Source organism: Nafulsella turpanensis ZLM-10, assembly GCF_000346615.1.
Classification (GTDB): Bacteria; Bacteroidota; Bacteroidia; order Cytophagales; family Cyclobacteriaceae; genus Nafulsella; species Nafulsella turpanensis.
Map to the genome: position 1 here is coordinate 1 of NZ_ANNU01000035.1, position 15,488 is coordinate 15,488.

Here is a 15,488-nt window from a genome sequence, read left to right on the forward strand (position 1 = left end):
AAATAAAGAAATAGAAGCTGCCTAAATTACCGACGAAGGAGGTTTTGTTCAACTTGTTTATAACAGCAAGTACACTTGCTATTTTACCACCCTCAGCTGTTTTACTTTAAGGCCGTAACATAAGGCTTTTCTGTGGTTTCTGCAATAAAATATCCTAACAGAAGCTTTAATTATTCAATTGCTGGCCATAAAGCCGGTTTAACGGCAGGTATTGCTGCTCCTCTAAGAATCTTCCACACAAAAAAAGAGCTTTACCATTCGGCAAAGCTCTTCCATGATTTAAATGTGCTTCTAAAGATTAGAATTTCTTTCCGGGGAAGTAAGCTACATCGCCCAGCTCCTCTTCTATCCGCAGCAGCTGGTTGTACTTGGCCATACGGTCGGAACGGCTGGCGGAGCCTGTTTTAATCTGGCCGGTGTTCAGCGCTACTGCCAGGTCGGCAATAGTGGTATCTTCCGTCTCGCCTGAACGGTGCGACATAACACTCTTGAAGGAATTCCGGTGTGCCAGGTTAACGGCATTGATGGTTTCGGTAAGGCTGCCAATCTGGTTAACTTTTACCAGGATGGAATTACCGATTCCTTCATCAATGCCACGCTGTAAGCGCGTTACATTGGTTACAAACAGGTCGTCGCCCACCAGCTGCACCTTATTGCCAATCAACTCAGTATGCTTTTTCCAGCCCTTCCAGTCATCCTCAGCCATACCGTCTTCAATGGAAAGGATTGGGTATTTATTTGCCCAGTTCGCCCAGTATTCTGCCATCTCTTCGCTGCTCAGCTCCTTGCCGCTGGATTTGCTAAAGCGGTACAGTCCTTTATCAGCATCATAGAATTCGGTACTGGCTGCATCAAGGGCAATAAAGATGTCTTCGCCCGGCTTATAGCCAGCCTTTTCAATGGCTTTAAGCACCACTTCAATAGCTTCTTCATTCGATTTGATATTGGGTGCAAAACCACCTTCATCTCCAACGTTGGTAGAGAGGCCAGCATCCTTCAGCACCTTTTTCAGGTGGTGGAATACTTCTGTTCCCATCCGGAGAGATTCGGAGAAAGTATCCGCACCCACCGGCATAATCATAAACTCCTGGAAGTCGATTGAATTATCGGCATGGCTACCGCCATTCAGGATGTTCATCATAGGTACCGGAAGGGTATTGGCATTTACACCACCCACGTAACGGTATAAAGACTGCCCCGCCTCTGCTGCAGCCGCTTTGGCCACGGCAAGTGAAACTCCAAGAATAGCATTGGCTCCCAGCTTCGATTTATTTTCAGTGCCGTCCAGCTGCAGCATGGTCTGGTCGATGAGGTTCTGTTCAAAAACAGAGGAACCCACCAGTTCTTCGGCAATAGTCTCATTTACATTTTTAACAGCCTTGCTGACCCCTTTGCCCATAAAGCGGTTTTTATCTTCGTCGCGAAGCTCTACGGCCTCATGGGCTCCGGTAGATGCTCCGGAAGGAACAGCGGCTCTTCCTAATATACCATTGGAAGTTGTTACATCTACTTCTACTGTTGGATTACCCCGCGAATCGAGGATCTGGCGCGCGTGAACGCTTTCAATCATGCTCATAAACTAAAAATTTTAATTGTCTTTCATTAAATTAATAAACTGGTCAAAAAGATAACGCGAATCGTGCGGTCCCGGAGAAGATTCCGGGTGGTACTGCACCGAAAAGGCCTTTTTCCCTCTCACGCTAAAGCCTTCAATGGTATTGTCATTGAGGTTCTTATGTGTCACCTCCACCTTTTCCGACTTTTGGATGGCACTGGCATCTACCGCGAAGCCATGGTTCTGGGAAGTTATTTCACTCTTCCCACTCTGGAGGTTCTTTACCGGGTGGTTCAGCCCCCGGTGTCCGTTATGCATTTTATAGGTTGGAATACCATTGGCCAGGGCAAGAATCTGGTGCCCCAGGCAAATTCCAAATACAGGCTTATCGGCTTCCAGCATTTTGCCGACTGCCTCCACCGCATAAGGCATGGCAGCAGGGTCCCCAGGGCCGTTGGAAATAAAATAACCGTCTGCTCCCCAGGCTTCCATGATGGCAAAAGGCGTTTTTGCCGGAAACACCCTAAGAGAGCAACCTCTTTCGGTTAAATTTGTTAAAATACTTTTCTTGATTCCCAGATCAAGGACGGCCACCTTACAGGCTCCCTCTTCCCTGCCGAGTGGATATTCATCTGTGGTAGATATCTGCGAAGAAAGCTCCAGCCCTTTCATGTCAGGAATTTTATCGAGCTCTTTCTTCAGCTCCTCTACCTCCAGCACTTCAGAGGAAATAATACAATTCATGGCTCCCTTATTGCGGATATGCCGGACCAGCTGCCGGGTATCAATATCCCCAATGCCAACAATCCCGTTTCGCTCCAGGTAATTCTGCAAATGGTCATCGGCTGTTTTGCGGCTCGATAGCTGAGAGAAGGAATTGACCACCAAACCACTAATGGTAGGTTTAGCCGATTCCTGCTCCAGTTCATATACACCGTAGTTCCCGATATGGGCATTTGTGTTAACAATCACCTGCCCGAAATAAGAGGGATCGGTATATATTTCCTGGTAGCCGGTCATGCCGGTGTTAAAGCAAATTTCCCCACCATGGGTTCCCTTTTTACCAATGGAGGATCCATGGAAAACAGTACCATCCTGTAATAAGAGAATGGCCGGATGCTTGGTATAAAATTTCATTGAAGAAAAATTTTGCTAAAGATAAAATTTAATTGGAAGGAAAACCAGAAGTTAAAGGATACAAAAAAAGGGATTAAGCCAAAGCCTAATCCCTTTTGTAATTTCAAATTGAAGAAACATTTATTCTTCAGTCTTTTTATTTTCCGCATCGCTATCAGTTGCAGGAGCTTCTTTAGCCGGAGCTTCTGGAGCAGCTGCCTCTTTCTTAGCAGATGCCTGTGCTTCCTGTCCTTCTGATTTCTTGGCCTTACCGGCACGGCGCGTACGCTTGCTTTTAGCTTTCGCGGGAGCTTTTTCAGCCAACAATAATTCGTTGAAATCCACTAACTCCATCATGCAGGTTTCTGCATTGTCACCTAAACGGTAACCGGTGCGAATAATGCGGGTATATCCTCCAGGACGATCTCCTACCTTCTCAGCTACTGCAGAGAAAAGTTCTGTAGTAGCTTCTTTGCTTTGTAAAGCGGAGAAGGCCAGACGGCGTGAATGGGTGGTATTGTCCTTCGATTTTGTGATCAGGGGCTCTACCACTTTGCGCAGCGCTTTGGCTTTGGCTACAGTCGTGGTAATTCTTTTATGCAGTATCAAAGAAGCTGCCATGTTCGACAACATAGCTTTTCTATGTGATGCAGTCCTTCCAAGATGGTTAATCTTCTTACCGTGTCTCATGATTTATTTAATCTTCATCAAGTTTATACTTCGACAAATCCATGCCGAACTGGAGGTTTTTCTCCTGCACCAGTTGTTCTAATTCAGCAAGAGATTTTTTACCAAAGTTCCTGAATTTCATCATATCAGAAATTTCAAGGGCTACAAGGTCGCCAAGTGTTTTAACATCTGCCGCTTTAAGGCAGTTGTAAGCCCTTACAGAAAGATCAAGATCGTTCAGCGGAGTCTTTAACAGCTTGCGCATGTGCAGCATTTCCTCATCCACTGCTTCAGGCTCTCCCTGGCTGGCTGTTTCAAGCACCATATTATGGTCAGAGAACAGCATAAAGTGCTGGATAAGAATGTTGGCAGCGCCTTTAAGGGCCGTTTCCGGATGAATGGAACCATCGGTCTGGATATCCAGAATCAATTGTTCATAGTCCGTTTTCTGCTCAACCCTTGTGTTTTCGATGCTGTATTTTACGTTTTTGATAGGGGTAAAAATAGCATCAATAGGAATATACCCAAAGACCTGCTCGTTCGGCTTATTATCTTCAGCAGAAAGGTAGCCACGGCCTTTTTCGATAGTTAATTCAATCTCAAGATTGACAGATTCGTCAGAATTAAATATTACAAGGTCTGGGTTAAGCACCTCAAAGCCTCTGGTCCTGGCACCTAAATCTCCTGCTGTTAATTGTTTCTGGTTAGAAACTTTAGCAGTGATGGTGTTATCAACAGTATCAGCTATTTTTTTAAAACGAACCTGCTTCAGGTTAAGGATAATTTCGCTTACATCCTCTACCACCCCTTCGATGGCAGAAAACTCATGCAGCACGCCAGGAATTTTTACTCCAACGATAGCGTAGCCTTCCAGAGAGGATAATAATATTCTTCTTAACGCATTACCAATAGTTACCCCATAACCTGGTTCCAGTGGCTTGAAGGTAAACAGACCATGAAAATCGTCTGCTTTCTCCATCGTCACCTTTTCGGGCATTTGAAATGCAAGTATAGACATACTTTAATATTTATTAAGTTGGAAAAATTATTTCGAATAAAGCTCGACAATCAGCTGCTCCCGAATATTTTCCGGAATATCTTCACGGGCAGGAACATCAACGAATTTGCCAGTCATTTGAGAACCATCCCACTCCAACCAGTTATATCTTGTTGCACTTCTTGAAGCTAAGCTACTGGTGATTGCTTCCAGAGATTTGGATTTCTCACGAACACCCACCTGGTCACCTGCCTTAAGGGTATAAGAGGCAATGTTAACAACCTCTCCGTTTACGACAATATGCTTATGTAGCACCAGCTGACGGGCAGCTCGGCGGCTTGGGGCAATGCCTAAGCGGTAAACAACATTATCGAGGCGGGCTTCCAATAATTGAAGAAGGTTTTCACCAGTAATACCACCTTTGCGGCTGGCCTTTTCGAAAAGGTTCGCAAACTGACGCTCCAACAAGCCATACGTATATTTGGCTTTTTGTTTTTCCATCAGCTGGATGGCATATTCTGATTGTTTTTTTCTACGACCTCTACCATGCTGTCCCGGAGGGTAAGCTTTCTTTTGTAAAGCTTTGCTCGGGCCGAAGATAGGATCATTGAACCTTCTGGCAATTTTTGTTTTTGGACCTGTATATCTAGCCATTTTTCTTATTTTCTATATTATACTCTTCTACGTTTAGGCGGGCGGCATCCGTTATGAGGAAGGGGCGTAACATCGCGGATTACGGTTACATCAATTCCTGTATTTTGGATGGTACGGATGGCGCTTTCACGACCGGCACCAGGGCCTTTTACGAAAACTTCTACTTTGCGAAGACCTAAATCATAGGCTGCCTGGGCAGCGTTCTGAGCTGCCATTTGAGCAGCATAAGGAGTATTTTTCTTTGATCCCTTAAAACCCATTTTACCGGCAGAAGACCAGGAGATAACCTGTCCTGTACCGTTGGTCATAGAGATAATAACATTATTGAAGGAGGCCTTGATGTGAGCCTGACCCACCGGGTCAATATTAACTACTCTTTTTTTAGCCTTATCTTTTCTTTTCTGAGCCATCGTTCAATGATTATTTAGTAGCTTTCTTCTTGTTCGCAACAGTCTTACGCTTTCCTTTACGGGTACGTGCGTTGTTTTTCGTCTTCTGCCCACGTACTGGTAAGCCTCTTCTGTGGCGCAAACCTCTGTAGCAACCAATATCCATCAGACGCTTAATATTCAGCTGGATTTCTGACTTCAGTACACCTTCTACTTTGGTGCTTTCGGTAATAACTGTACGTATGGCGGTGGATTCGTCATCTGACCATTCGCTTACTTTTTTATTTGGGTCGACATCAGCTTTTGCCAGAATTTCGGCTGCTTTACTACGACCAATTCCAAAAATGTAAGTTAAGCCAATAACACCTCTTTTGTTGTCCGGAATATCTACTCCTGCAATTCTGGCCATAATTAACCTTGTCTTTGTTTAAATCTTGGATTCTTTTTATTAATCACGTAAATCTTTCCTTTACGACGAATAATCTTGCAGTCTGCACTGCGTTTTTTAACAGAAGCTTTAACTTTCATCGTTGCTTATTTATATCTGTAAACTATTCTGCCTTTGGTTAAATCATATGGAGACATTTCAAGCTTAACGCGGTCTCCTGGAAGTATTTTAATATAGTGCATCCTCATTTTGCCGGAGATGTGAGCGATTAACTGGTGCCCGTTTTCAAGCTCTACACGAAACATAGCATTAGATAATGCTTCTACGATAGTTCCATCCTGCTCAATAGAAGTTTGTTTTGCCATATTAAAGTTTGTATACTTCCTCTATATATTTATGTGTTGTAAGAATTTCTGTCTTGTCTTCCCAAATGGCTACCGTATGTTCAAAATGGGCAGAAGGTTGTCTATCAGACGTACGAATAGTCCAGCCATCGTTTTCCTGAACAACATTTCTCCTTCCAAGGTTCACCATCGGTTCAATGGCGATGACCATCCCTGGTTTTAGCTTCGGCCCTTTACCACGTTTACCGTAGTTAGGAACCTCAGGCTCCTCATGCAGGGCCTTTCCAAGACCATGGCCAACCAGTTCACGAACTACTGTATATCCTTTGTCTTCCACATAGCTTTGAACAGCAAATCCAATATCCCCTATTCGGTTACCGGACACTGCCTGTTCAATTCCGAGGTAGAGCGACTTTTCAGTATGCCTGAGTAAGTCCTTTACCTCTTCTTGAATGTTTCCGACAGCGTAGGTGTAGGCTGAATCGCTATGGAAGCCTTTATGAAAAACCCCGCAATCTATAGAAACAATATCTCCTTCTCTTAACGCATAGTCGCTCGGAAAACCATGGACTACATTTTCATTTACTGAAATACAAAGGGAATATGGAAACCCACTGTACCCTTTGAAAGAAGGAGAAGCCTGATGATCACGGATAAATTCTTCTGCTATTTTATCTAAAAAAGCAGTGCTTACTCCCGGCTTCACTTCTTTGGCGATAAGGCCATGGGTTTTGCCCAGGATTTCAGCACTTTCTTTTATCAGTTCTACCTCTTCAGGACTCTTCAAATACACCATTAAGCTACCGCAACATTTTCTGATCTGCCTTTGATTTTACCAGACTTCATCATGCCTTCATAGTGCCTCATGAGCAGATAACTTTCAATCTGATTCAAAGTGTCCAGCACTACTCCCACCATAATCAGGAGAGAAGTTCCACCATAAAACTGTGCAAACTGCTGGTTTACACCTGCAAGGGTGGCAATGGCCGGCAAAATTGCAACTATGGCAAGGAAAATAGATCCGGGAAGGGTAATTCTGGATAGTACATTATCGATAAAGTTGCTGGTATCTCTCCCCGGTTTAATTCCCGGAACAAATCCGCCGTTTCTCTTCAGGTCGTCTGCAATCTGGTTTGGATTGACCGTAATCGCCGTATAGAAAAAGGTAAAGATGATAATTAAGAGCGCAAATACCAGGTTATACTGCCAGGAGGTATAGGTACTGAAAGTAGCTCCAATAGAAGCAGCTATATCACTTTCGTCTGCCCAAAGGCCAGCCACCATACCAGGAATAAACATCAGGGACTGTGCAAAAATGATAGGCATTACACCAGATGCATTTACCTTCAACGGGATGTACTGACGCTGACCACCATATACTTTCCCGCCAATTACCTGCTTGGCATACTGTACCGGAATCCGGCGGGTTGCCTGGGTAAGTAATACCACACCCATCACCACAAAGAAAAGGGCCGCTAATTCAATTATAAAGAGAAGCATACCCTCCATACCTCTTGACACACTTTCGGCGATTAAAGCCCCTGGTAAGGCAGCAATAATACCAATCATGATAAGCATGGAAATACCGTTTCCTATTCCTTTATCAGTTATTTTCTCTCCTAACCACATACAGAACAGGGTTCCTCCTGTAATGATGATGACGCTGGCAATTCTCCAGGTAAAAGGATCGATTACAACTGCTTCGGCCGGAATGGTCGTAAGATAAGCGGAGGCCTGAAAAATGGTAATCGCTATCGTTAAGACCCTGGTGATCTGGTTGATTTTCTTTCTTCCTGATTCTCCGTCCTTTTGTAACTTTTGGAAATACGGTACAGCAACCGTTAAGAGCTGCACCACAATTGAAGCCGAAATGTATGGCATGATCCCAAGAGCAAAAATAGATGCTCTGCTGAATGCACCACCTAAAAAGGTGTTCAATAATGCAAAAATACCGGTGGGTTCACCAGCATCCAGCAGGTTGGGGTCAATACCCGGAAGCACAACGAAAGAACCTAAACGGAAAATCAGCAAAAAGCCAAGTGTGTTAAAAATTCTCGTCCTGAGCTCTTCAATTGTGAAGATATTTCTAATCGTACTAAAGAACTTCTTCATAAGAAATTATAATTTGACGGCTTTCCCGCCTGCTTTTTCAATAGCTTCCTGTGCTGAAGAAGAAAGAGAATGGGCTTCTACTTCCAGCGCTTTGGTTATCTGGCCCTGGCCCAATATTTTAACCTTATCATTCTTATCTGCTAATCCGTGCTTTTCAAGCTCTTCAATAGTGATTTTAGACAGATTATACTGGTTGGCTAAATCTTCAAGAACATAAAGATTTATTGCTTTATATGCAACTCTTCCCGGGTTTTTAAAACCAAATTTTGGCACCCGGCGCTGAAGTGGCATTTGTCCCCCTTCAAAGCCTATTTTTTTGCTATATCCGGAACGGGATTTTGCGCCTTTATGACCGCGCGTAGAAGTTCCGCCTTTACCAGAACCCTGCCCCCTGCCAATTCTCTTATCGCTCTTGGTGGAATTTGCAGCTGGTTTTAAATTATTTAATTTCATCCTATAGTTCTTTTACAGTTAAGAGGTGCTTAACCTTATTCACCATTCCTACAATTTGAGGTGTATTCTCTACCTCAACGGTTCTATTAATTTTATTTAAGCCAAGGGCCTGCAAAGTTAACTTCTGGTCCTTTGGTCTTTTAATAGAACTTCTTACCTGTGTGATTGCTATTTTTCCCATTTTCTTAGCCGTTAAACACTTTATCCATAGAAACACCTCTTTGCTGCGCTACAGTAAAAGCGTCTCTCATATTTGCTAAGGCATCAAAAGTTGCTTTCACCACGTTATGTGGGTTTGAAGAACCTTTTGATTTAGCCAAAACGTCTTTTACACCGGCACTTTCCAGAACGGCACGCATGGCACCACCTGCAATTACACCTGTACCAGGAGCCGCTGGCTTCAGCAACACAAATCCGCCGCAGTATTTTCCTTCGGCAGTATGTGGTACTGTGCCTTTAATTACCGGTACCTTCACAAGGTTTTTCTTAGCATCGTCTATTCCTTTGGTAATAGCATCAGTTACTTCATTGGCTTTACCCAATCCATAACCTACTACACCATGGCTATCGCCTACTACCACGATAGCTGAAAAGCTGAATCTACGACCACCTTTTACTACCTTGGCTACTCTTTTTATAGCTACTACCCTTTCTTTAAGGTCTATTTCGCTAGCTTTTACAGTTTTTATGTTGCTTTGAGCCATAATAAATTAAAATTTTAATCCACCTTCGCGGGCACCTTCAGCAAGTGCCTTTACCTGGCCGTGATATTTATAACCACCGCGGTCGAAAACAACTTCTGTTATACCAGCTTCTTTAGCCTTTTCAGCCAGTCTGGTACCAACATTTTTAGATGTTTCGACAGTCGCATTGGAAACTTCCAGTTCGCGGGTGGAAGCAGCTGCGATCGTATGACCTTTCAGGTCATCAATCAGCTGAGCATATATATTCTTATTGCTCTTAAATACCGAAAGCCTTGGTCTTTCAGGAGTTCCACTGATTTGTTGACGAATACCTTTACGTATTCTGTCTCTTCTGCTTAATCTTTTCGTAGCCATTTATCTATTATTTAGCTGCAGTTTTACCAGCTTTTCTTCTAACTTGCTCACCTGTAAAACGTATACCTTTACCTTTGTAAGGCTCAACTTTACGGAGCGACTTTATTTTTGCTGCTACCTGGCCAATTAATTGCTTATCAATTCCTTCCAGCGTAACGGTTGGGTTCTTTCCTTTTGGAGTTTCTGCCGCTACTTTCAGTTCTTCCGGAACAGCCACATAAATGCTGTGAGAGTATCCAAGGTTCAACTCAAGAACATTTCCCTGAGCAGTAGCCTTATAACCTACACCCACCAGTTCAAGCTGCCTTTTGAATCCTACACTTACTCCTTCCACCATATTGGCAATAAGGGCACGGTATAAGCCATGCAGCGCCTTATGTCTTTTCTGTTCTGTCGGACGAATTACCGTTACTACTCCATCCTGATTTTCAATCTTAAAATCAGGGTCGAGATCCTGCGTTAATGTTCCTTTAGCCCCTTTTACCGTTACCGTGCCTTTTTCATATTGCACAGTTACATCTTTGGGCAGCTGTATACTCTTTTTACCGATTCTTGACATAACTCTCGATTAATAAACGTAACACAACACTTCCCCACCAATATTCATCTCGCGTGCTTCTTTATCGGTTAAAACACCTTTGGAAGTAGAAAGGATGGCGACGCCTAAGCCATTCAATACGCGAGGAAGGCTATCGGCCTTTGCATACTTGCGCAAACCTGGCTTGCTAATCCGCTCCAGCTTAACGATGGCGGAACTTTTTGTCGCTGGGTTATACTTCAGCGCTATTTTAATGATACCGTTATAAGAAGCTTCATCATCGAACTTATAGCTCTGGATGTAACCTTTGTCGTATAACACCTTGGTTAATTCCTTCTTAATATTAGAGGCCGGTATTTCAACCACCCGATGGTTTGCCTTAATGGCATTTCTCAGGCGGGTAAGGTAATCAGCTATTGGATCTGTCATTGTACCAAAATTTGTTTTGCAAGCCTTAACAGGCCTGCAAAAGTACAAATATTTTTAAGTTTTTAAAATATATCTGATAAATATTACCAGCTGGCTTTTGTAACACCTGGTATTTTACCAGCAGCAGCCATTTCGCGGAAGGTTACACGGGAGATACCAAACTTTCTCATGTATCCTCTGGGGCGGCCGGTTAACTTACAACGATTGTGCAAACGAACCGGAGAGGCATTGCGGGGGAGTTTGTCTAGTGCCTGGTAATCTCCTGCTGCTTTTAGTTCGGCGCGTTTCTTCGCGTACTGGGCAACGAGTTTGGCCCGTTTTCTTTCTCTTGCTTTTACAGATTCTCTTGCCATGATTATTGTGCGTTTTTATTTGCGAAAGGCATTCCGAATGATTTGAGGAGCTCGAAGCATTCTTCATCTGTAGAAGCATTGGTTACGAACGTAATGTTCATCCCAGTGATTCGGTTTACCTTATCAATGCTGATTTCTGGAAAAATAATTTGCTCGCGTACGCCTAAGGTGTAATTGCCACGGCCATCGAACCCTTTGTTACTGATACCGCGGAAGTCGCGTACCCTTGGCAAAGCTACAGACATTAATCTGTCAAGAAACTCATACATTCTCTCACCACGCAAGGTAACTTTAGCGCCAATAGGCATTCCTTCACGTAATTTAAAGTTCGAGATCGAGTTTTTCGCTTTTGTCGGCACAGCCCGCTGACCTGAAATGGTCGTCAGCTCTTCCACGCTCATATCGATAAGCTTTTTATCAGCAACAGCGGCACCCATGCCACGGTTGATGCTGATTTTCTCCAGTTTTGGCACCTGCATTACAGAAGTATACTCAAACCTCTCTTTCAGGGCAGGTACGATCTCGTTCAGATACTTATCCTTTAATCTTGGGTTAGCCATTATTTAATTATTTCTCCGGTTTTCTTTGAATATCTCTGCAATTTTCCGCTTTCATCCTTCTTACGGCCTACTTTTGTAGCTTCTCCGTTTGCAGGGTTGATTAACATCAGGTTGCTTACATGGATAGGAGCTTCTTTTTGCTCTATCCCGCCATTAGGGTTGGCAGCCGAAGGCTTCTGGTGCTTATGCTTTACATTAACACCTTCTACCAATGCTTTCTGCTTGGAAGGAAAAACTTCCAGTACTTCTCCGGTTTTACCTTTATCGTTTCCGGTAAGAACTGTTACTTTATCTCCTTTTCTGATATGAAGCTTTGGCTGTTGTTTAGTTAAATTGCTCATATACTTATAAAACTTCAGGTGCCAAAGACACGATTTTCATAAATTGCTTTTCCCGTAATTCTCTGGCTACCGGGCCAAAGATACGTGTTCCTCTAGGCTCATCGTTGTTGTTGAGCAAAACAGCCGCATTTTCTTCAAAGCGGATATAAGATCCGTCTTTTCTGCGCACTTCCTTTTTTGTTCTCACAACAACAGCTTTCGATACTGTTCCTTTCTTCAGGTTGCTTGAAGAAATAGCAGTTTTAACAGTGACTACAATTTTATCGCCTACAGATGCATACTTCTTACCTGTACCGCCTAAAACACGGATACATAGCACTGTTTTGGCACCACTATTATCTGCTACATTTAATCTCGACTCTTGCTGTATCATTATTTTGCTCTTTCAATGATTTCAACTAATCTCCACCGCTTGTTTTTGCTGAGCGGACGAGTTTCCATGATGCGAACGGTATCACCGATACCACATTCGTTTTTCTCGTCATGGGCAGTAAATTTAGTGGTCTTACCAATGAATTTACCGTACATAGGATGCTTTACTTTTCGCTGGATGGTAACAGTGATGGTTTTATCCATTTTGTTACTCACCACTTGTCCTACTCTTTCTTTACGTAAGTTTCTAGACTCCATCTTTTAGCTATTTAATTCTTTAGCCCGTAACTCTGTATTTAGTCTAGCTATTAATTTCCTGCTGTCCCGGATCTTCATCGGGTTTTCGATAGGAGAAATAGCATGAGCAAAATTTAATTTCTGAAGGTTCTCCTTCTCTGCGGCTATACGCTCTCTCAGCTCTTCCGTAGAAAGCGCTTTTACTTCTGCGTTTTTCATGATTGGCACGGTTAACCTACGTAATCTCTACGTACGACAAATTTTGTTTTAATTGGTAACTTCTGTGCAGCCAGCCGCAAAGATTCCTGAGCTAACTCCAGGCTCACACCTGTTGATTCGAAAAGAATGGTGCCTGGTTTTACCACAGCTACCCAATATTCCGGTGCACCTTTACCTTTACCCATACGCACTTCAGCAGGCTTTTTGGTGATAGGCTTGTCCGGGAAAACCCGGATCCAAACACGACCTTCCCTTTTCATTGCCCTTGTCATGGCAATACGGGCGGCTTCTATCTGACGGCTGGTAATCCAGCCTGGCTCAAGTGATTTTATTGCAAATGATCCGAAAGCGATGGAATGGCCTCTTCCGGCAATTCCTTTTACTCTTCCTTTTTGCTTTTTTCTAAATTTGGTTCTTTTTGGCTGTAACATCTTCTTCTAATTTTTTAGAGCAGCTTATCTTCTCCTTTTTTTACGACCTTCATTTCCGGCTCCGCGCTTTCTGCGGTTACCACCGGCAGCTCCTCCACCTGCAGCACCCTGGGCTGCTGTAGCCTGAGCATTTGGAGAAAGATCTTGTTTGCCGTAGACTTCGCCTTTAAAGATCCATACTTTTATACCGATGATTCCATATACAGTATCTGCTTCGGAAACAGCGTAATCGATGTCCGCTCTTAATGTATGTAATGGAACTCTTCCTTCTTTATACTGCTCTGTACGGGCCATTTCAGCACCACCTAAACGGCCTGAAACTTTTATTTTAATACCCTGAGCACCCACTCGCATGGCACTTGCAATGGCCTGCTTCATGGCACGACGGTAAGAGATTCTTGCTTTTAGCTGCTGGGCAATAGACTCTCCCACCAGTTTGGCATCGAGCTCCGGACGTTTTATTTCAAAAATATTGATTTGAACGTCTTTTCCGGTAAGCTTCTTTAATTCTTCCTTGATGCGGTCGACTTCTGAGCCACCTTTACCAATAACCACACCAGGACGGGCAGTATGAAGGGTAAGCGTAATACGCTTCAGTGTGCGCTCAATGATAATTTTAGAAATACCACCTTTAGGGATACGAGCATCAATATACTTACGAATATTATGGTCCTCAATTAACTTTTCAGAGAAAGTCCTTCCTCCGTACCAGTTCGAATCCCATCCTTTTACGATACCTAATCTCAGGCCAATCGGATTAACTTTTTGTCCCATAATTATTCGTTGTTATTATTTTCTGTTTCGCCAATTACCTGTTCGTTTGCTCTGCTGGCCACTACCACTGTAACGTGGTTAGAACGCTTCCTTATTCTGTGGGCGCGTCCCTGTGGAGCCGGGCGAAGTCTTTTCAAGATACGTCCGCTATCCACTCTGATTTCCTTGATGAAAAGATTTGCCTCTTCCAGACGCTCCTCCTCATACTTATTCTGCCAGTTTGAAATGGCTGAAATCAAAAGCTTCTCCAGGCGTGCAGCGCCTTGCTTTGATTCAAACTTCAGGATACTTAGCGCTCTGTCTACTTCCTGGCCTCTGATCATGTCCGCCACTAACCGCATTTTGCGCGGAGAGGTCGGCACGTTGTTGAGCTTTGCTACTGCTTCCATATTATCTTCTGCCTTTGTCTTTTTTAGCAATGTGACCTCTAAAATTTCTGGTTGGTGCAAACTCTCCCAGCTTGTGGCCTACCATGTTTTCCGTTACATAAACCGGTATAAATTTGTTCCCGTTATGTACGGCAAATGTATGTCCTACGAATTCCGGTGATATCATTGACCTTCTGGACCATGTTTTGATCACTGATTTTTTACCGGATTCTGTCATGGCTTGTACCTTATTATCAAGCCTAAAATCTATATAAGGTCCTTTCTTGAGTGAACGTCCCATTATTTCTTCCTTCTGCTAATGATTAAACGGTTGCTGTATTTATTCGGGTTTCTGGTTTTCTTACCTTTAGAAGGTACACCATTACGTGAACGCGGGTGCCCACCTGAAGCACGACCTTCACCACCACCCATTGGGTGATCGACAGGGTTCATGGCTACACCACGGGTACGAGGACGACGACCTAACCAGCGGTTACGGCCTGCTTTGCCTAATACCACGTTCATGTGGTCTCCGTTCGATACGGTACCTACCGTTGCCAGACAGTCCACCAACACCATTCTCATTTCGCCTGAAGGCAACTTAATGGTTGCGTAACGTCCTTCACGAGCTAAAAGCTGCGCATAAGAACCGGCACTTCTTGCCAATATGCCACCATTGCCTGGCTGAAGCTCAATATTATGGATGATTGTGCCCAGCGGAATTTTGCTCAAAGGGAGCGTATTTCCTACTTCAGGAGCTACTGACGGGCCGCTTACAATCTGCTGGCCTACTTTCAATCCTTCAGCTGCTAAAATATAAGCTTTAGCACCATCGGCATATACTACCAATGCAATACGAGCAGTCCTTGACGGGTCATACTCGATTGTTTTTACCGTTGCAGGTACATCAAATTTGTCGCGCTTGAAATCTATAAGGCGAAGCTTCTGCTTATGACCACCGCCCATATAGCGCATCGTCATTCTACCAGAATTGTTTCTACCACCTGTTCTGCGAAGGGGCTTCAATAACGACTTTTCCGGCTTGTCTGTAGTTATTTCTCCAAAAGTCGGAGCTAATCTATATCTCTGGCCCGGGGTTACAGGCCTTGTTTTTTTAACTGCCATTTTTCG

28 protein-coding genes are annotated in these 15,488 nt (G+C 43.7%); all 28 read right to left on the reverse strand.

Translation table 11 applies throughout. The features are described 5' to 3' along the window. Positions 1 to 298: 298 nt before the first annotated feature. The gene (eno, locus tag F752_RS0113805; protein ID WP_026135742.1) at positions 299 to 1,576 is read right to left on the reverse strand and encodes a phosphopyruvate hydratase; all 1,278 of its coding nucleotides are present in this window, start codon (positions 1,574 to 1,576) and stop codon (positions 299 to 301) included. A 12-nt stretch (positions 1,577 to 1,588) separates the two neighbouring features. After that, the gene (gene carA / locus F752_RS0113810) at positions 1,589 to 2,692 is read right to left on the reverse strand and encodes a glutamine-hydrolyzing carbamoyl-phosphate synthase small subunit (RefSeq protein WP_017732338.1); all 1,104 of its coding nucleotides are present in this window, start codon (positions 2,690 to 2,692) and stop codon (positions 1,589 to 1,591) included. A 120-nt stretch (positions 2,693 to 2,812) separates the two neighbouring features. Continuing rightward, positions 2,813 to 3,361, reverse strand: coding sequence for a 50S ribosomal protein L17 (gene rplQ, locus F752_RS0113820; protein ID WP_026135743.1), 549 nt, complete (start codon positions 3,359 to 3,361; stop codon positions 2,813 to 2,815). A gap of 7 nt (positions 3,362 to 3,368) precedes the next feature. Beyond that, positions 3,369 to 4,358, reverse strand: coding sequence for a DNA-directed RNA polymerase subunit alpha (locus tag F752_RS0113825; RefSeq protein ID WP_026135744.1), 990 nt, complete (start codon positions 4,356 to 4,358; stop codon positions 3,369 to 3,371). Positions 4,359 to 4,385: 27 nt separating this feature from the next. After that, on the reverse strand, positions 4,386 to 4,991 hold the full coding sequence (gene rpsD / locus F752_RS0113830; RefSeq protein ID WP_017732341.1) for a 30S ribosomal protein S4: 606 nt from the start codon (positions 4,989 to 4,991) through the stop codon (positions 4,386 to 4,388). A gap of 17 nt (positions 4,992 to 5,008) precedes the next feature. Further along, entirely contained in the window at positions 5,009 to 5,401 is a 393-nt protein-coding gene (gene rpsK / locus F752_RS0113835; RefSeq protein ID WP_017732342.1) for a 30S ribosomal protein S11, read from the reverse strand. A gap of 10 nt (positions 5,402 to 5,411) precedes the next feature. Beyond that, positions 5,412 to 5,789 carry a 30S ribosomal protein S13 gene (rpsM, locus tag F752_RS0113840; protein ID WP_017732343.1) on the reverse strand — a complete coding sequence of 126 codons (378 nt, stop codon included), beginning with the start codon at positions 5,787 to 5,789 and terminating at the stop codon, positions 5,412 to 5,414. 2 nt (positions 5,790 to 5,791) lie between these two features. Continuing rightward, positions 5,792 to 5,908 (reverse strand): type B 50S ribosomal protein L36, encoded by a 117-nt coding sequence (ykgO, locus tag F752_RS24210; RefSeq protein WP_009194175.1) that lies wholly within the window; start codon positions 5,906 to 5,908, stop codon positions 5,792 to 5,794. Between the two features lie 6 nt (positions 5,909 to 5,914). Next, on the reverse strand, positions 5,915 to 6,133 hold the full coding sequence (gene infA, locus F752_RS0113845) for a translation initiation factor IF-1 (RefSeq protein ID WP_017732344.1): 219 nt from the start codon (positions 6,131 to 6,133) through the stop codon (positions 5,915 to 5,917). Between the two features lies 1 nt (position 6,134). Then, entirely contained in the window at positions 6,135 to 6,908 is a 774-nt protein-coding gene (map, locus tag F752_RS0113850; protein ID WP_017732345.1) for a type I methionyl aminopeptidase, read from the reverse strand. Beyond that, entirely contained in the window at positions 6,908 to 8,224 is a 1,317-nt protein-coding gene (gene secY, locus F752_RS0113855) for a preprotein translocase subunit SecY (RefSeq protein WP_017732346.1), read from the reverse strand. Before secY ends, map begins: the two co-directional genes overlap by 1 nt. Before the next feature lie 6 nt (positions 8,225 to 8,230). Beyond that, positions 8,231 to 8,677 (reverse strand): 50S ribosomal protein L15, encoded by a 447-nt coding sequence (rplO, locus tag F752_RS0113860; protein WP_017732347.1) that lies wholly within the window; start codon positions 8,675 to 8,677, stop codon positions 8,231 to 8,233. A 1-nt stretch (position 8,678) separates the two neighbouring features. Next, complete coding sequence (rpmD, locus tag F752_RS0113865; RefSeq protein ID WP_017732348.1) at positions 8,679 to 8,858, reverse strand: 50S ribosomal protein L30; 180 nt, start codon at positions 8,856 to 8,858, stop codon at positions 8,679 to 8,681. A gap of 4 nt (positions 8,859 to 8,862) precedes the next feature. Further along, complete coding sequence (gene rpsE, locus F752_RS0113870; RefSeq protein WP_017732349.1) at positions 8,863 to 9,381, reverse strand: 30S ribosomal protein S5; 519 nt, start codon at positions 9,379 to 9,381, stop codon at positions 8,863 to 8,865. 6 nt (positions 9,382 to 9,387) lie between these two features. Beyond that, a complete protein-coding gene (gene rplR / locus F752_RS0113875; protein WP_017732350.1) occupies positions 9,388 to 9,735 on the reverse strand; it encodes a 50S ribosomal protein L18 in 348 nt (115 codons plus the stop codon). 7 nt (positions 9,736 to 9,742) lie between these two features. After that, positions 9,743 to 10,294 (reverse strand): 50S ribosomal protein L6, encoded by a 552-nt coding sequence (gene rplF, locus F752_RS0113880; RefSeq protein WP_017732351.1) that lies wholly within the window; start codon positions 10,292 to 10,294, stop codon positions 9,743 to 9,745. A gap of 9 nt (positions 10,295 to 10,303) precedes the next feature. Continuing rightward, positions 10,304 to 10,702, reverse strand: coding sequence for a 30S ribosomal protein S8 (rpsH, locus tag F752_RS0113885; RefSeq protein WP_017732352.1), 399 nt, complete (start codon positions 10,700 to 10,702; stop codon positions 10,304 to 10,306). Between the two features lie 83 nt (positions 10,703 to 10,785). Next, a complete protein-coding gene (rpsN, locus tag F752_RS0113890; RefSeq protein WP_017732353.1) occupies positions 10,786 to 11,055 on the reverse strand; it encodes a 30S ribosomal protein S14 in 270 nt (89 codons plus the stop codon). Between the two features lie 2 nt (positions 11,056 to 11,057). Next, complete coding sequence (gene rplE, locus F752_RS0113895; protein ID WP_017732354.1) at positions 11,058 to 11,615, reverse strand: 50S ribosomal protein L5; 558 nt, start codon at positions 11,613 to 11,615, stop codon at positions 11,058 to 11,060. After that, positions 11,615 to 11,956: a 50S ribosomal protein L24 gene (rplX, locus tag F752_RS0113900; protein WP_017732355.1), complete on the reverse strand. Its 342-nt coding sequence runs from the start codon at positions 11,954 to 11,956 to the stop codon at positions 11,615 to 11,617. The genes rplE and rplX overlap by 1 nt, the downstream gene beginning before the upstream one ends. Positions 11,957 to 11,960: 4 nt before the next feature. Next, positions 11,961 to 12,329, reverse strand: a complete 369-nt coding sequence (gene rplN, locus F752_RS0113905) for a 50S ribosomal protein L14 (RefSeq protein WP_017732356.1) — start codon at positions 12,327 to 12,329, stop codon at positions 11,961 to 11,963. Then, entirely contained in the window at positions 12,329 to 12,586 is a 258-nt protein-coding gene (gene rpsQ, locus F752_RS0113910; protein ID WP_017732357.1) for a 30S ribosomal protein S17, read from the reverse strand. The genes rplN and rpsQ overlap by 1 nt, the downstream gene beginning before the upstream one ends. A 3-nt stretch (positions 12,587 to 12,589) precedes the next feature. Beyond that, complete coding sequence (gene rpmC / locus F752_RS0113915; protein WP_017732358.1) at positions 12,590 to 12,784, reverse strand: 50S ribosomal protein L29; 195 nt, start codon at positions 12,782 to 12,784, stop codon at positions 12,590 to 12,592. Positions 12,785 to 12,795: 11 nt separating this feature from the next. Continuing rightward, positions 12,796 to 13,215 (reverse strand): 50S ribosomal protein L16, encoded by a 420-nt coding sequence (gene rplP / locus F752_RS0113920; RefSeq protein WP_017732359.1) that lies wholly within the window; start codon positions 13,213 to 13,215, stop codon positions 12,796 to 12,798. Positions 13,216 to 13,239: 24 nt separating this feature from the next. Next, positions 13,240 to 13,989, reverse strand: a complete 750-nt coding sequence (gene rpsC, locus F752_RS0113925; RefSeq protein WP_017732360.1) for a 30S ribosomal protein S3 — start codon at positions 13,987 to 13,989, stop codon at positions 13,240 to 13,242. A gap of 2 nt (positions 13,990 to 13,991) precedes the next feature. Next, positions 13,992 to 14,378: a 50S ribosomal protein L22 gene (gene rplV / locus F752_RS0113930; protein WP_017732361.1), complete on the reverse strand. Its 387-nt coding sequence runs from the start codon at positions 14,376 to 14,378 to the stop codon at positions 13,992 to 13,994. Between the two features lies 1 nt (position 14,379). Continuing rightward, positions 14,380 to 14,658, reverse strand: a complete 279-nt coding sequence (gene rpsS / locus F752_RS0113935) for a 30S ribosomal protein S19 (RefSeq protein WP_017732362.1) — start codon at positions 14,656 to 14,658, stop codon at positions 14,380 to 14,382. Further along, positions 14,658 to 15,482 carry a 50S ribosomal protein L2 gene (gene rplB, locus F752_RS0113940; protein ID WP_026135745.1) on the reverse strand — a complete coding sequence of 275 codons (825 nt, stop codon included), beginning with the start codon at positions 15,480 to 15,482 and terminating at the stop codon, positions 14,658 to 14,660. The genes rpsS and rplB overlap by 1 nt, the downstream gene beginning before the upstream one ends. Positions 15,483 to 15,488 lie beyond the last annotated feature (6 nt).

Excerpts from the sequence above, each read along its gene's own strand:
- rplE (WP_017732354.1), bottom strand. The coding sequence starts at position 11,615 with ATGGCTAACCCAAGATTAAAGGATAAGTATCTGAACGAGATCGTACCT.
- rpsN (WP_017732353.1), bottom strand. The coding sequence starts at position 11,055 with ATGGCAAGAGAATCTGTAAAAGCAAGAGAAAGAAAACGGGCCAAACTC.
- infA (WP_017732344.1), bottom strand. The coding sequence starts at position 6,133 with ATGGCAAAACAAACTTCTATTGAGCAGGATGGAACTATCGTAGAAGCA.
- rplR (WP_017732350.1), bottom strand. The coding sequence starts at position 9,735 with ATGGCTACGAAAAGATTAAGCAGAAGAGACAGAATACGTAAAGGTATT.
- rplX (WP_017732355.1), bottom strand. The coding sequence starts at position 11,956 with ATGAGCAATTTAACTAAACAACAGCCAAAGCTTCATATCAGAAAAGGA.
- rplB (WP_026135745.1), bottom strand. The coding sequence starts at position 15,482 with ATGGCAGTTAAAAAAACAAGGCCTGTAACCCCGGGCCAGAGATATAGA.
- carA (WP_017732338.1), bottom strand. The coding sequence starts at position 2,692 with ATGAAATTTTATACCAAGCATCCGGCCATTCTCTTATTACAGGATGGT.
- rpmD (WP_017732348.1), bottom strand. The coding sequence starts at position 8,858 with ATGGGAAAAATAGCAATCACACAGGTAAGAAGTTCTATTAAAAGACCA.
- rplN (WP_017732356.1), bottom strand. The coding sequence starts at position 12,329 with ATGATACAGCAAGAGTCGAGATTAAATGTAGCAGATAATAGTGGTGCC.
- rplV (WP_017732361.1), bottom strand. The coding sequence starts at position 14,378 with ATGGAAGCAGTAGCAAAGCTCAACAACGTGCCGACCTCTCCGCGCAAA.
- rpsC (WP_017732360.1), bottom strand. The coding sequence starts at position 13,989 with ATGGGACAAAAAGTTAATCCGATTGGCCTGAGATTAGGTATCGTAAAA.
- rpsE (WP_017732349.1), bottom strand. The coding sequence starts at position 9,381 with ATGGCTCAAAGCAACATAAAAACTGTAAAAGCTAGCGAAATAGACCTT.
- ykgO (WP_009194175.1), bottom strand. The coding sequence starts at position 5,908 with ATGAAAGTTAAAGCTTCTGTTAAAAAACGCAGTGCAGACTGCAAGATT.
- map (WP_017732345.1), bottom strand. The coding sequence starts at position 6,908 with ATGGTGTATTTGAAGAGTCCTGAAGAGGTAGAACTGATAAAAGAAAGT.
- eno (WP_026135742.1), bottom strand. The coding sequence starts at position 1,576 with ATGAGCATGATTGAAAGCGTTCACGCGCGCCAGATCCTCGATTCGCGG.
- rpsK (WP_017732342.1), bottom strand. The coding sequence starts at position 5,401 with ATGGCTCAGAAAAGAAAAGATAAGGCTAAAAAAAGAGTAGTTAATATT.
- rplF (WP_017732351.1), bottom strand. The coding sequence starts at position 10,294 with ATGTCAAGAATCGGTAAAAAGAGTATACAGCTGCCCAAAGATGTAACT.
- rpsM (WP_017732343.1), bottom strand. The coding sequence starts at position 5,789 with ATGGCCAGAATTGCAGGAGTAGATATTCCGGACAACAAAAGAGGTGTT.
- rpmC (WP_017732358.1), bottom strand. The coding sequence starts at position 12,784 with ATGAAAAACGCAGAAGTAAAAGCGCTTTCTACGGAAGAGCTGAGAGAG.
- rpsQ (WP_017732357.1), bottom strand. The coding sequence starts at position 12,586 with ATGGAGTCTAGAAACTTACGTAAAGAAAGAGTAGGACAAGTGGTGAGT.
- rplP (WP_017732359.1), bottom strand. The coding sequence starts at position 13,215 with ATGTTACAGCCAAAAAGAACCAAATTTAGAAAAAAGCAAAAAGGAAGA.
- secY (WP_017732346.1), bottom strand. The coding sequence starts at position 8,224 with ATGAAGAAGTTCTTTAGTACGATTAGAAATATCTTCACAATTGAAGAG.
- rpsS (WP_017732362.1), bottom strand. The coding sequence starts at position 14,658 with ATGGGACGTTCACTCAAGAAAGGACCTTATATAGATTTTAGGCTTGAT.
- rplQ (WP_026135743.1), bottom strand. The coding sequence starts at position 3,361 with ATGAGACACGGTAAGAAGATTAACCATCTTGGAAGGACTGCATCACAT.
- rplO (WP_017732347.1), bottom strand. The coding sequence starts at position 8,677 with ATGAAATTAAATAATTTAAAACCAGCTGCAAATTCCACCAAGAGCGAT.
- F752_RS0113825 (WP_026135744.1), bottom strand. The coding sequence starts at position 4,358 with ATGTCTATACTTGCATTTCAAATGCCCGAAAAGGTGACGATGGAGAAA.
- rpsD (WP_017732341.1), bottom strand. The coding sequence starts at position 4,991 with ATGGCTAGATATACAGGTCCAAAAACAAAAATTGCCAGAAGGTTCAAT.
- rpsH (WP_017732352.1), bottom strand. The coding sequence starts at position 10,702 with ATGACAGATCCAATAGCTGATTACCTTACCCGCCTGAGAAATGCCATT.